Origin of the sequence: Lentzea sp. NBRC 105346, from assembly GCF_030269605.1 — a bacterium.
Taxonomy (GTDB): Bacteria; Actinomycetota; Actinomycetes; order Mycobacteriales; family Pseudonocardiaceae; genus Lentzea.
On sequence record NZ_BSTQ01000005.1, the window covers coordinates 49433 to 61786 of the forward strand.

Annotated in this window: 13 protein-coding genes; 5 read left to right on the forward strand and 8 right to left on the reverse strand. The window is 68.2% G+C overall.

From position 1 onward, the window contains the following. Positions 1 to 119 precede the first annotated feature (119 nt). The 6 genes from QSK35_RS12300 to QSK35_RS12325 form a co-directional block, all read right to left on the reverse strand. The gene (locus tag QSK35_RS12300; protein ID WP_285745410.1) at positions 120 to 1394 is read right to left on the reverse strand and encodes a thymidine phosphorylase; all 1275 of its coding nucleotides are present in this window, start codon (positions 1392 to 1394) and stop codon (positions 120 to 122) included. Then, positions 1391 to 1780, reverse strand: a complete 390-nt coding sequence (locus tag QSK35_RS12305; RefSeq protein ID WP_285746097.1) for a cytidine deaminase — start codon at positions 1778 to 1780, stop codon at positions 1391 to 1393. The genes QSK35_RS12300 and QSK35_RS12305 overlap by 4 nt, the downstream gene beginning before the upstream one ends. Then, complete coding sequence (locus QSK35_RS12310; RefSeq protein WP_285745412.1) at positions 1767 to 3017, reverse strand: ABC transporter permease; 1251 nt, start codon at positions 3015 to 3017, stop codon at positions 1767 to 1769. The genes QSK35_RS12305 and QSK35_RS12310 overlap by 14 nt, the downstream gene beginning before the upstream one ends. After that, positions 3014 to 4087, reverse strand: coding sequence for an ABC transporter permease (locus QSK35_RS12315; protein WP_285745414.1), 1074 nt, complete (start codon positions 4085 to 4087; stop codon positions 3014 to 3016). Before QSK35_RS12315 ends, QSK35_RS12310 begins: the two co-directional genes overlap by 4 nt. After that, the gene (locus QSK35_RS12320) at positions 4087 to 5649 is read right to left on the reverse strand and encodes an ABC transporter ATP-binding protein (RefSeq protein WP_285745416.1); all 1563 of its coding nucleotides are present in this window, start codon (positions 5647 to 5649) and stop codon (positions 4087 to 4089) included. Before QSK35_RS12320 ends, QSK35_RS12315 begins: the two co-directional genes overlap by 1 nt. A 76-nt stretch (positions 5650 to 5725) precedes the next feature. Next, positions 5726 to 6859, reverse strand: a complete 1134-nt coding sequence (locus QSK35_RS12325; protein WP_285746099.1) for a BMP family lipoprotein — start codon at positions 6857 to 6859, stop codon at positions 5726 to 5728. Positions 6860 to 7445: 586 nt separating this feature from the next. Here QSK35_RS12325 and sdhC point away from each other — a divergent pair. The 5 genes from sdhC to QSK35_RS12350 all read left to right on the forward strand — a co-directional run bounded on the left by sdhC (position 7446) and on the right by QSK35_RS12350 (position 11771). Beyond that, positions 7446 to 7862, forward strand: coding sequence for a succinate dehydrogenase, cytochrome b556 subunit (gene sdhC, locus QSK35_RS12330; protein WP_285745417.1), 417 nt, complete (start codon positions 7446 to 7448; stop codon positions 7860 to 7862). Between the two features lie 2 nt (positions 7863 to 7864). Then, positions 7865 to 8272: a succinate dehydrogenase hydrophobic membrane anchor subunit gene (locus tag QSK35_RS12335; RefSeq protein WP_502881645.1), complete on the forward strand. Its 408-nt coding sequence runs from the start codon at positions 7865 to 7867 to the stop codon at positions 8270 to 8272. Positions 8273 to 8294: 22 nt separating this feature from the next. Further along, entirely contained in the window at positions 8295 to 10046 is a 1752-nt protein-coding gene (sdhA, locus tag QSK35_RS12340) for a succinate dehydrogenase flavoprotein subunit (protein WP_285745418.1), read from the forward strand. Beyond that, positions 10046 to 10819 (forward strand): succinate dehydrogenase iron-sulfur subunit, encoded by a 774-nt coding sequence (locus QSK35_RS12345; protein WP_285745420.1) that lies wholly within the window; start codon positions 10046 to 10048, stop codon positions 10817 to 10819. Before sdhA ends, QSK35_RS12345 begins: the two co-directional genes overlap by 1 nt. An 88-nt stretch (positions 10820 to 10907) precedes the next feature. After that, positions 10908 to 11771 (forward strand): hypothetical protein, encoded by an 864-nt coding sequence (locus QSK35_RS12350; RefSeq protein WP_285745422.1) that lies wholly within the window; start codon positions 10908 to 10910, stop codon positions 11769 to 11771. On the opposite strand, the gene QSK35_RS12355 is transcribed toward QSK35_RS12350, so the two are convergent. Together QSK35_RS12355 and QSK35_RS12360 are read right to left on the reverse strand one after the other, a co-directional pair. After that, positions 11768 to 12115 (reverse strand): hypothetical protein, encoded by a 348-nt coding sequence (locus QSK35_RS12355; RefSeq protein WP_285745424.1) that lies wholly within the window; start codon positions 12113 to 12115, stop codon positions 11768 to 11770. The genes QSK35_RS12350 and QSK35_RS12355 overlap by 4 nt on opposite strands. Positions 12116 to 12121: 6 nt before the next feature. After that, positions 12122 to 12349, reverse strand: coding sequence for an SCO4848 family membrane protein (locus tag QSK35_RS12360; RefSeq protein WP_285745426.1), 228 nt, complete (start codon positions 12347 to 12349; stop codon positions 12122 to 12124). Positions 12350 to 12354 lie beyond the last annotated feature (5 nt).

Below are 12354 nucleotides of genomic sequence, written 5' to 3' on the forward strand. Positions count from 1 at the left end.
TCGGAGGCGCCCCTCGGCGTTGCCGGGACCGGAACGTAAGACGCAAGGGGCCGGAGCGTAAGACTCGCGCGAGTCTTACGCTCCGGCCCGTTGAGTTTTACGCTCCGGCCCCTTGGCGTTCAGCCTCGGATGGTGTCGATGACCAGCGGCGACTGCTCCGGAGCCGCGTCACCGATGGTGTAGCCGCCGTCCAGAGCGGCCAGTGCACCGGCGAAGGCGTCCGGGGTGTCGGTGAAGAGTTCCAGCAGCGGCTGGCCCACTTCGACCCGGTCGCCCGGCTTGGCCAGGCACAGGATCCCGGCCCCGGCCTGCACCGGATCCTCCTTGCGAGCCCGCCCCGCGCCCAGGCGCCACGCCGCCACACCCACCGCGTAAGCGTCCAAAGTAGACAGAACACCCGCGATCGGCGCCTCGACCACGTGCTTGTGCTTGCCGATCGGCAGCGGGGCCTCGGGGTCACCGCCCTGCGCCCGGATCATGCGCGCCCACGACTCGTAAGCCTCACCAGACGCGAGCACAGCGGCCGGATCCGCCGAAATCCCCGCCAGGGACAGCATTTCCGCCGCCAGCGCCACGGTCAGCTCGACGACATCGGACGGGCCGCCACCGCGCAGCACCTCGACGGACTCGGTGACCTCCACGGCGTTGCCCACGGCCCGCCCGAGAGGCACGGACATGTCCGTCAGCAGAGCAGAGATCTTCTTGCCATGCTCAACGCCGATGGCCACCAACGCCTGGGCCAGAGCCCGCGCGTCGTCCAGCGACTTCATGAACGCGCCCGAGCCGACCTTCACGTCGAGCACCAGCGCGTCGGCACCCTCGGCGATCTTCTTCGACATGATCGAGGAAGCGATCAGCGGAATCGCCTCGACCGTCCCGGTCACGTCCCGCAGCGCGTAGAGCTTGCGGTCCGCGGGAGCGAGCCCTTCGGTGGCGGCACAAACCACTGCGCCAACGGAGGAAAGCTGTGCCTGAATCTCCGAAGTGGACAGTGCGGCCCGCCACCCCGGAATCGACTCGAGCTTGTCCAGCGTCCCGCCGGTGTGCCCCAGTCCGCGTCCGGACAACTGCGGCACCGCGGCACCGCAGGCGGCGACCAGCGGCGCGAGCGGCAGGGTGATCTTGTCGCCGACGCCGCCCGTGGAGTGCTTGTCCACGGTCGGCCGCGAGACGTCCAGCGACAACCGCTCGCCGGACGAGATCATCGCCTGCGTCCAGCGCGCGGTCTCCGCGGAGGTCATGCCCTGGAAGAAGATCGCCATGGCGAGCGCCGACATCTGCTCGTCCGCCACGACGCCGTGCGTGTAGGCGTCGATCACCCAGTCGATCTGCTCGTCGGACAACACCTGGCCGTCGCGCTTGGCGCGGATGATGTCCACAGCTGAAAAGCTCATGGCAGGTCCTCCGGTCCGAACGCGTCCGGCAGCACCTCGCGCATCTCCACGACACCGCGCGGTGTGTCCACCAGACAGGAAGCGCCGCCCAGCTCGAACAGGACCTGGCGGCATCGGCCGCACGGCATCAGCAGCTCACCGGTGCCGGAGCGGCAGGCGACGGCCACGAAACGACCGCCGCCGGTCAGCCGGAGCTGACCGGCCATCGTGCATTCCGCGCAGAGCCCCACGCCGTAGGCCGCGTTCTCCACGTTGCAGCCCACGACGATCCGGCCGTCGTCGCACAACGCGGCGGAGCCGACCTGCAGGCCCGAGTACGGGCAGTAGGCCGACTGCGCGGCCTCTACTGCCCGTTCCCGCAACAACTCCCAATCAACCACGGCGATACACCACGCCGTCCGCCGCCGGCATGCGCAGGCGTTGGGACGCGACGGCCAGCACGACCAGCGTCACCATGTGCGGCGCGTACGACGTGAGCTCGGACGGGATCTCGTCGAGGCTGTAGTACAGGAAGTACAGCACCAGCGCGGCCAGCACCCCGAACGCGGCGGCGAACCACTGGCGCCGCGTCAGCTGCAGGATCACCAGCAGGCCCAGCAGGATCACCGCGCCGTACACCAGTGCCAGCACGGTCTCACCGCCCGAGCGCAGCTGCAGGCCGTCGGCGTAACCGAACAGCGCGGCACCACCGAGCAGCCCGCCCGGACGCCAGTTGCCGAAGATCATCGCGGCGAGGCCGATGAAGCCGCGGCCACCCGTCTGACCTTCGAGATAACCGGGCTGGCCGGGGTTCAGGACCAGTGCGGCGCCACCGATGCCCGCCAGGGCACCAGAAGCGATGACCGCGATGTACTTGTAGAGGTACACGTTCACGCCGAGCGACTCGGACGCGTGCGGGTTCTCACCGCACGACCGCAGGCGCAGGCCGAAGCGCGTCTTCCACAGCAACAGGTACGAGCCCGGCACGAGCAGGATCGCGATCATCGTCAACGGCGAGACGCCGGTGACCAGACCGCCGAGGATGCCCGCCACGTCCGAGATGCCGACGCGCTGCTGCTCTTCCAGCGACTTCAGCCCGTCCGACAGACCGGCGGCCGAGTAGGTGTCGAACTTGGGCACCGGCGGCGACTCGCGCGGGTTGTGCGACACCGGGAAGAACAGCAGCGTCGACAGGTACTTGGTGACGCCCGCGCCCAGCAGGTTGATCGCCACACCGGACACGATGTGGTTGACGCCGAACGTGACCGTGGCGACCGCGTGCAGCAGGCCGCCCAGCGCGCCGAACACGACCGCGGAGATCAGGGCAGCCCAAGGGCCCCACTGGTATCCGGCCCACGCCGCACCCCACGTGCCCATGATCATCATGCCTTCGAGGCCGATGTTCACGACGCCCGCGCGCTCCGCCCACAGGCCGCCGAGGCCGGCGAGCAGGATCGGCAACGCCAGGCGCACGGCGGTCTGGGTGGTGCCGCTCGACGTCAGCTGCGGGAAGCCCGTCAGGTACGAGGTCGTGGACAGCAGGGCGATCGCGCCCGCGACGCCCAGCATCGCGACGGCCCAGCCGGGCAGCACGCGACGGCGCTTCGGCGTGGCGGCAACGGGTTTGGTGATCAACGCGCTCACGCCGCACCTCCCGCGGCCGCGAGCTCACGGCCGACCCGGCGCTGCTCGGAGGCGAGCTCGAAGCGGCGCACCACCTCGTAGGCCACGACGACCGACAGCACGATCGTTCCCTGCATGATCGTCACGATCTCCCTCGGCACGCCGACGTTGTCCAGTGCCAGTCCGGACTTGTCCAGGAACGCCCACAGCAGCGCGCCGAACGCGATGCCGCCGGGGTGGTTGCGGCCGAGCAGCGCGATCGCGATGCCCGAGAAACCGATGCCGCCTGGGAAGTTCAGGTTGTACGTGTGGTCGCGGCCGAGGATCTCCGGCATCGAGACCAGGCCCGCGATCGCGCCGGACAGCAGCATCGACACCAGGACCATCTTCTTGGCGTTGACACCACCGGCCGCCGCCGCGGTCGCCGATTCACCGGACGCCCGCAGCTCGAAGCCGAACCGGGTGCGGTTCATCATGACCCAGTAGGCGATGCCGAGCGCCGCCGCGAGGAACACCAGGCCGAAGACCGTGCCGGACGAGCCGAGCTTGATGCCCGGCACCCAGCCGGACTCCGCGATCTCCGGCGTGCGGATGTTGTTGCCCCGCAGCTCACCGAAGACGTCCCGGCGGATCAGGTAGGCGGCCACGCCGAGCGCGATGCCGTTCATCATGATCGTCGAGATGACCTCGTTGACGCCGCGCGTCACCTTGAGGATCGCGGGGATCGCGGCCCACGCGGCGCCGGCGATCGCGGCGACGATGATGATCGCCAGCGCGTGCAGGCCGGTCGGCAGCGCGAACGAGCCACCGAAGATCGCCGCCACCACGGCCGCGACGCGGTACTGGCCCTCGACACCGATGTTGAACAGGTTCATCTGGAACCCGATCGCCACCGCGAGCGCCGCGATGTAGTAGATGCCGGTGCTGTTGATGATGTCGACGGCCGTCGTGCCCTCGCCGACCTGGTTCACCATGGCGCCGAACGCCTTCAGCGGGTTCGCCCCGGACAAGACCAGGGCGAGGCCGCACAGCAACGCCGAGAAGACGATCGCCAGTGCGGGCGGCAGCAGGTTGCCGCGCAACTTGCTCATCAGTTCTCGCCTTCCTCAACGACGGCGGGGCTGGTCGCGCCCGCGCCGGTCATCGCACTGCCCAGGTCCTCGGGGGTGACCGACGACGGGTCCGCGTCCGCGACCAGCCGGCCGCGCAGCATGACCTTGATCGTGTCGGACAGGCCGATCAGCTCGTCCAGGTCCGCGGAGATCAGCAGCACCGCGAGGCCACGCGCACGGGCGTTCTTGATCTCGTCCCAGATCAGCGCCTGGGCGCCGACGTCGACACCACGCGTCGGGTGCGACGCGATCAGCAGCACCGGGTCGCCGGACAGCTCGCGGCCGACGACCAGCTTCTGCTGGTTGCCACCGGACAGCGCCGCCGCGGGCACCTCGATGCCGGGCGTGCGGACGTCGAACTCGCGGACGATCCGCTCGGTGTCCTGCTTGGCGCCGTCGCGGTCGAGCCACGCGCCGCTCGCGGTCGGCTTGCGGGTCTGGTAGCCGAGGATCCGGTTGAACCACAACGGTTGCGTGAGCAGCAGGCCGTGCCGGTGCCGGTCCTCGGGGATGTAGCCGATGCCCGCCTCGCGGCGCGCCAGCGTGCCGAGCTTCGTCAGGTCCTTTTCGGACAGCGTGACGGTGCCGCCGCTGGCCTTGCGCATGCCCATGATCGTCTCGACGAGCTCGGTCTGGCCGTTGCCCTCGACGCCGGCGATGCCGACGACCTCGCCGGAGCGCACGACCAGGTTGATGTCGTCGAGGATCGCGCGGCCGTCCGGAGTGGACAGCGAGAGGCCGGACAACGTGAGCACCGGGGTCTCGGTGACGGTCGACGTGCGCGTCTCCGGGCTGGGCAGCTCGCTGCCGACCATCATCTCGGCGAGCTGGCGGGAGCTCACGGTCTTCGGGTCGGCGGTGCCGACGGTGGTGCCGCGCCGGATCACCGTGACGGAGTCGGCGATCGCGCGCACCTCGTCGAGCTTGTGCGAGATGAAGAGGAACGTGAAGCCCTGCTGCTGCATGTCGCGCACGGTCGCGAAGAGCTCGTCGACCTCCTGCGGCACGAGCACCGCGGTGGGCTCGTCCAGGATGATCACCTTGGCGCCGCGGTAGAGCACCTTGAGGATCTCGACGCGCTGGCGGTCCGCGACACCGAGCCGCTCGACGAGCACGCCGGGGTCGACGTTGAGCCCGGTCTGCTTCGCGAGCTCCTGGATCTTCTTCCGCGCCTTCGAGCCGATGCCGTACAGCGCTTCCGCGCCGAGCACGACGTTCTCCTGCACGGTCAGGTTGTCGGCGAGCATGAAGTGCTGGTGCACCATGCCGATCCCGGCCCTGATGGCGTCGGCCGGGGTCTTGAACCGGACCTGCTCGCCGTTGACCTCGATGGTGCCCTCGTCCGGCGGCTGCATGCCGTAGAGGATCTTCATCAGGGTGGACTTGCCCGCGCCGTTCTCACCGCAGAGCGCGTGGACCTCGCCGGTCCGGACGGTCAGGTGGACGTCGCTGTTGGCGACGACGCCGGGGAACCGCTTGGTGATGCCGGTCAGCACCACCGCGGGCGGGGTGTCCGTGAGCACGGACGTGGAACTGCTCATCGTCGAGGCTCCTCCTACCACGCGCCGGGCCCTGCGAGGTGATCCTCACAGGGCCCGGCGCAGGACTGCGGTGGGGTTACGGCTTGTCCGCGACCTTGATCTTGCCCTCGATGATCTGGGCCTTGTAGCCCTCGAGGATGCCCTTCAGCTTGTCGTCGATCTTGCCACCCGAGGTGGCGTAACCGACACCGTCGACCTTGAGGTCGAACACCTTGGGCAGCGACGCGAGGTCGTTCTTCGCGACGGCCTTGACGTAGTCGAAGACCGCGACGTCGACGCGCTTGAGCATGGACGACACGATGACGTCCTTGGAGTCGGCGACGGTCGCCTGGTTGTACTGGTCGGAGTCGACGCCGATGGCCTTGACACCGGCCTGCTTGGCGGCGGAGAAGACGCCCTTACCCGAGGCACCGGCCGCGTGGTAGAGCACGTCGGCCTTCTTGTCGATCTGGCCCTTCGCGGCCTCCTGGCCCTTCGCGGGGTCCTGGAAACCGGTGAAGTCACCGGCCGGGGTCAGGTACTTCTTCTCGATCTCGATCTTCGGGGCGGCCGCCTTCGCACCCTGGAAGTAGCCGGCCTCGAACTTCTGGATCAGCGGGATCTCGACGCCGCCGACGAAGCCCACGTGGCACGCCTTGCTCTGGTACGCGGCGATGACGCCGGCGAGGAACGAGCCCTCGTGCTCGGCGAAGGTCAGGCCCGTGACGTTCGGCGCGTCGACGACCGCGTCGACGATCGCGAACTTGACGTTCGGGAACTGCGGCGCGACGACCTTGAGCGACTCGGCGTAGGCGAACCCGACCGCCACGATCGGGTTGTAGCCGTCACCCGCGAGCTGCTTCAAACGCGTCTGCTTCGCGTCCTCGGCCTCGTTCGGGGCGGCGGTCAGCTCCTTGACGTTCTCCTTCTTCACGCCCAGGTCGGCCACGGCCTTGTCCAGGCCCGCCGCGGCGGAGTCGTTGAAGGAAGCGTCACCACGGCCGCCGATGTCGTAGGCCAGACCGACCTTCAGCGCGCTGCCGTCGACCTTGTCGCCGGCGCTCGCGGCGCTGGACGAGGTCGCGGGCGCGGCGGGCGGTGAGGCGTACTCACAGCCGGAGCCACCACTACCGGTGTTCTGCCCGGCGTTGCCGCCGCCCGAGTCCTTGGCGCAAGCACTCATGGACATCACGCTGGTCAGCGCGATCGCGGCAACGGCGATGCCACGCATACGAGGACGCACGGCTCGTCTCCTCCCTAGGGTCGCCCCGACCACGCTGTCGGGTTCCAAGGGGTGGACCGTACCTCTTGGTAATCACACCCGCTCCCGGCCGCACCCGTGCGTGACCCAATCGTTTACGTGATCGATGCTCTTCGCCACCCGAAGTGATCCGCCGTACCCGGCGCGTGTTGAGACGCACCGCGAACCGCCTTCGGTGATCGTTCGTTCTAGTTGTCATGCAGGGTGACCTGCAGCGGAGGGCGAGGACCACGGCGGAGTCCTCGCCTTCCGGCAACAAAGTTCCAAAAAAGTTCGTGGATCTTCGAACCGGATCCGCGGGCCCCTCGTGTAGAGGGTGGCAAGTGCCCTTGCCAAGACGGCGGCTGAGACCAAGGCGGAGGTCTCGGCCGCCGTCGCTTTGTGGCCTGCCTCATGCTTCTAAAACGGTCCAGACCGCTTGGGCGATGGACAGCGTGTCTCGTCGATCACAGAGCGACGCGGGTCATTGGGTCAGCCCCAGCGTGCGGGACTAGCATTTCCCGGTCATGGTCGGGTTCGACCGACCAGTCCACCACTGACGTTGGAGGCCGGGCACATGGCCAGCACCACCGCATCCGAGCGGTCGGGCACCTCCCGAGGCGGCGGGACGCTCTATCGCGGCGATCTTGGCATGTGGTCTTGGGTCGCACACCGGATCACCGGCGTCCTGACGTTCTTCTTCCTCTTCGTGCACGTGCTCGACACCGCGCTCGTGCGCGTGTCGCCGAACGCGTACGACTCGGTCGTCGAGACCTACAAGAACCCGGTCGTGAACCTCTTCGAGGTCGGGCTCGTGGGTGCCGTGCTCTACCACGCGCTCAACGGCATCCGGGTCATGCTGGTCGACTTCTGGGAGAAGGGCGCGAAGTACCAGCGCCTGATGCTGTGGATCATCCTCGCCATCTGGGTCGTCGTGATGATCCCCGGCGCGTACTTCATGTTGGAGCGCACGATCTCGGAACTGGGGCGCTGACCATGTCTCTCGCACTCGACAAGCCCCGCTCGCCGCGCCGACCGGCCGCCCGCCGCAGCAACGGCGAGCTCTACAGCTGGCTGTTCATGCGCCTGTCCGGCCTGCTGCTGGTCGTGCTGGTGCTCGGCCACCTGTTCATCATGAACATCCTCGACGGCGGTGTGCACAAGATCAACTTTGGTTTTGTGGCCGGCCGGTGGGCCTCGCCGTTCTGGCAGTTCTGGGACCTCTCGATGCTGTGGCTCGCGCAGATCCACGGCGGCAACGGCCTGCGGACGGTCATCAACGACTACGCCCGCAAGGACGCCACCCGGTTCTGGTTGAAGATCCTGCTCTACATCTCGATGGTGCTGATCATCTCGCTCGGCACGTTCGTGATCTTCACCTTCGACCCGAACATCACGAACTGACCCGCGCGGGGAGCCCACCACCATGCAGTTCCACAAGTACGACGTAGTCATCATCGGTGCCGGTGGCGCCGGTATGCGCGCGGCGATCGAGTCCGGCCAGCGCGCCCGCACCGCGGTGCTCACGAAGCTCTACCCCACGCGTTCCCACACGGGCGCCGCGCAGGGCGGCATGTGCGCCGCGCTGGCGAACGTGGAGGAGGACAACTGGGAGTGGCACACCTTCGACACGATCAAGGGCGGCGACTACCTGGTCGACCAGGACGCCGCGGAGATCATGGCGAAGGAGGCCATCGACGCGGTCCTCGACCTCGAGAAGATGGGCCTGCCGTTCAACCGCACGCCCGAGGGCAAGATCGACCAGCGCCGGTTCGGCGGGCACACCCGCAACCACGGTGAGGCCGCCGTGCGCCGCGCGTGCTACGCCGCGGACCGCACCGGCCACATGATCCTCCAGACGCTGTACCAGAACTGCGTCAAGCACGGCATCGAGTTCTTCAACGAGTTCTACGTCCTCGACATCTGTCTCACGGAGACCGAGGACGGCCCGGTGTGCACCGGCGCCGTCGCGTACGAGCTCGCGACCGGTGAGATCCACGTCTTCCAGGCCAAGTCCGTCGTCTTCGCGACGGGCGGGTTCGGCAAGGTCTTCAAGACCACGTCGAACGCGCACACGCTCACCGGTGACGGCATGGGCATCGTGTTCCGCAAGGGGCTGCCCCTGGAGGACATGGAGTTCTACCAGTTCCACCCGACGGGCCTCGCGGGTCTGGGCATCCTGCTCACCGAGGGTGCCCGCGGCGAGGGCGCGATCCTGCGCAACGCCTCGGGTGAGCGGTTCATGGAGCGCTACGCCCCGACCATCAAGGACCTCGCGCCGCGCGACATCGTCGCCCGGTCGATGGCCCTGGAGGTCCTCGAAGGCCGCGGCGCCGGTCCCAACAAGGACTACGTGCTGCTCGACTGCACGCACCTCGGCGCCGAGGTCCTGGAGACCAAGCTCCCGGACATCACCGAGTTCGCCCGCACGTACCTCGCGGTCGACCCGGTCGTCGAACCCGTGCCGGTGTACCCGACCGCGCACTACGCGATGGGCGGCATCCCGACCAACGTCCATGGCGAGGTGCTGCGGGACAACGAGAACGTCGTCCCCGGCCTGTACGCCGCCGGCGAGTGCGCGTGCGTCTCGGTGCACGGCGCCAACCGCCTCGGCACCAACTCGCTGCTGGACATCAACGTGTTCGGCCGCCGCGCGGGCATCGCCGCCGCCGAGTACGCCCTGGCGCACGAGCACGTGGACCTGCCCGAGTCCCCGGCCGCGGCCGTCGAGGCGCAGGTCGCGCTGGTCCTGTCCGAGCACGGCCACGAGCGCGTCGCGGACATCCGCACCGAGCTGCAGGCCACGATGGACGCCAACGCGTCGGTGTACCGCACCGAGGACACGCTGAAGCAGGCGCTGCACGACGTGCAGGCGTTGAAGGAGCGCTACGCCCGGATCTCCGTGCAGGACAAGGGCAAGCGGTTCAACACCGACCTGCTGGAGGCGGTCGAGCTGGGCTTCCTGCTCGAGCTGGCCGAGGTCCTGGTCGTCGGCGCCCTGGCGCGCAAGGAGTCCCGCGGCGGCCACGCGCGTGAGGACTACCCGAACCGCGACGACACGAACTTCATGCGCCACAGCATGTTCTACAAGCAGGGCACCGATCTGGCGGCCGACATCCGGCTCGACTACAAGCCCGTGACCTTTACCCGGTACAAGCCGATGGAGCGCAAGTACTGATGACCGCCACTGTTGAAGGCGCGCGCGGCACGCAGCCCCCGGTCCCGGACGGGGCCGTCACGGTCACCGTGAAGATCCGCCGGTTCAACCCCGAGGTCGACGACGAGCCGCGCTGGGACACGTTCGACATCCCCGCGCTGCCCTCGGACCGCGTGCTGAACCTGCTGCACTACATCAAGTGGTACGTCGACGGCACGCTGACGTTCCGCCGCTCCTGTGCCCACGGCATCTGCGGCTCGGACGCCATGCGCATCAACGGCGTGAACCGCCTGGCGTGCAAGGTGCTGCTGAAGGACCTGCTGTCCGCTGGCGGGAAGCCGACCACGATCACCATCGAGCCCATCAAGGGCCTTCCGGTGAACAAGGACCTGCTGGTCGACATGGAGCCCTTCTTCGAGGCGTTCCGTGCCGTCAAGCCGTACCTCATCACCTACGGCAACGAGCCCACGCGGGAGCGGATCCAGTCGGCGGCGGACCGCGAGCGGTTCGACGACACCACCAAGTGCATCCTGTGCGCGTGCTGCACCACGTCGTGCCCCGTGTACTGGACCGAGGGGTCCTACTTCGGGCCCGCGGCGATCGTCAACGCGCACCGGTTCATCTTCGACTCCCGGGACGAGGGGGCGGAGGAGCGGCTCGACATCCTGAACGACATCGATGGCGTGTGGCGGTGCCGCACGACGTTCAACTGCACCGACGCCTGCCCTCGTGGCATCCAGGTGACGAAGGCGATCCAGGAAGTGAAGCGCGCGCTGCTGTTCAAGCGCGTCTGATCGGTTCTCCAGCAGCTCGTGTCGCGAACGGCCCGTTCGTGACACGAGCTGCTGGCTTTCTGGGACTGAGGCCGACCAGGCTGGCTCCATGGACGTCCGCCTCGTCTCCGCCCTCGACATCTCCCACGCCGCCGCATACCGGCGCTGCAAGCCGGGCGGCCCGTGGCAGCGCCTCTTCCCAGGCGTGGTGCTGCTCCACAACGGACCACCGACCCGCGACCAACTGGTCGCGGGCGCACTCCTGAAAGCCGGCCCGGACGCCCTCATCACCGGCCCAGAGGCCTGCCGCCGCTACGGCCTGCGCCTACCGGGCAACGAGGTCCACGTGCTGTCCCCCAGACGCATCCAGGGCGCGGGCTACCTGGTGGTACTCACCTCGACGAAGATGCCCGCCGCGGTCCAGGTGGACGGTTTCCCACTGGCCCCACCGGCGCGAGCCGTAGCGGACGCGTGCCGCACACTCAAAACGGACGACGACGTGACAGGCCTGGTGGCAGCTGCGGTGCAGCAGGGACTGTGCGATCCCGCACACCTGGCAATAGAAGCCGCGGGTTTCGGCACAAAAGACCTGCGGCGGCTACTGAAAGACCTGTCACAGGTGAGATCGGTGGCAGAGCGGGACGCACGGGCGTTGTCCAGGAAGATCGGGCTCACCACGAAGTACTGGAACCGCACCATCGAGAGTCCCGACGGGACGGTCATCGGCACGCCCGACGCGTGGTTCGACGACGTGGGCCTCGCCTGGGAGATCGACTCGAAGAGCTTCCACCTGGCGCCCAAGGACTACGCGAGAACCCTGGAGCGCAACACGCGGTACGCAAGAGCAGGGATCCTCGTCGTGCAGACGCTGCCGGCCCGCATCAGGACGGAGCCCGACGAGGTCGGGCGCGAGCTGAAACAAGCACACCAGGCGGCCGCGAACAGGCCGCGGCCGCCGGTCCGGATGACCTAGCTCCAGAAGACGGCGAGGCCGACGTTGAACACGACCAGGCCGGACAGAGCGGGCAGCAGCCACTTCGGGGACGCGGGCTTGCGCAGGTTCATCATCACAAGGACACCGATGACCACGAGGACCAGCAGCTTCACGCCCAGCTTGATGTGGTTGTAGTCCTGGTGCGTCAACGGGGCCAGGCCCATCAGGGCCACCCCGGTCAGCAGCTGCAGGCCCAGGCCGTGCAGCCAGCCCTTGTTCACCGGCGCCTCCAGGCCCTCACGGCGCTGCACGAAGACCATCGCGATCAGCATGCCCATGCCGAGCAGGTGCAGGAACACCAGCAACAGACGCACGAACTCCACAGCTACTTACCTCCGCTTCAGGGCGAACAGGCCTCGGGTGCCCAGCACGCCGATGATCGTGCCGAAGACCAGTGAAACGATCACGAGCACCAGGTGCACGGTGAAGAACGCGGTCGGCCCATCCGCCCAGGAGCGCGGGTCTTTCCAGATGTTGCGAAGGAAAGTGGGCCAGATCACCCACGACCACACCCCGAAGGCCACGAGGAACATCGACATCCCACGGGAGAGCTTCACCGGAG

Excerpts from the sequence above, each read along its gene's own strand:
- QSK35_RS12325 (WP_285746099.1), bottom strand. The coding sequence starts at position 6,859 with ATGCGTGGCATCGCCGTTGCCGCGATCGCGCTGACCAGCGTGATGTCC.
- QSK35_RS12315 (WP_285745414.1), bottom strand. The coding sequence starts at position 4,087 with ATGAGCAAGTTGCGCGGCAACCTGCTGCCGCCCGCACTGGCGATCGTC.
- QSK35_RS12320 (WP_285745416.1), bottom strand. The coding sequence starts at position 5,649 with ATGAGCAGTTCCACGTCCGTGCTCACGGACACCCCGCCCGCGGTGGTG.
- QSK35_RS12345 (WP_285745420.1), top strand. The coding sequence starts at position 10,046 with ATGACCGCCACTGTTGAAGGCGCGCGCGGCACGCAGCCCCCGGTCCCG.
- QSK35_RS12300 (WP_285745410.1), bottom strand. The coding sequence starts at position 1,394 with ATGAGCTTTTCAGCTGTGGACATCATCCGCGCCAAGCGCGACGGCCAG.
- sdhC (WP_285745417.1), top strand. The coding sequence starts at position 7,446 with ATGGCCAGCACCACCGCATCCGAGCGGTCGGGCACCTCCCGAGGCGGC.
- sdhA (WP_285745418.1), top strand. The coding sequence starts at position 8,295 with ATGCAGTTCCACAAGTACGACGTAGTCATCATCGGTGCCGGTGGCGCC.
- QSK35_RS12335 (WP_502881645.1), top strand. The coding sequence starts at position 7,865 with ATGTCTCTCGCACTCGACAAGCCCCGCTCGCCGCGCCGACCGGCCGCC.
- QSK35_RS12350 (WP_285745422.1), top strand. The coding sequence starts at position 10,908 with ATGGACGTCCGCCTCGTCTCCGCCCTCGACATCTCCCACGCCGCCGCA.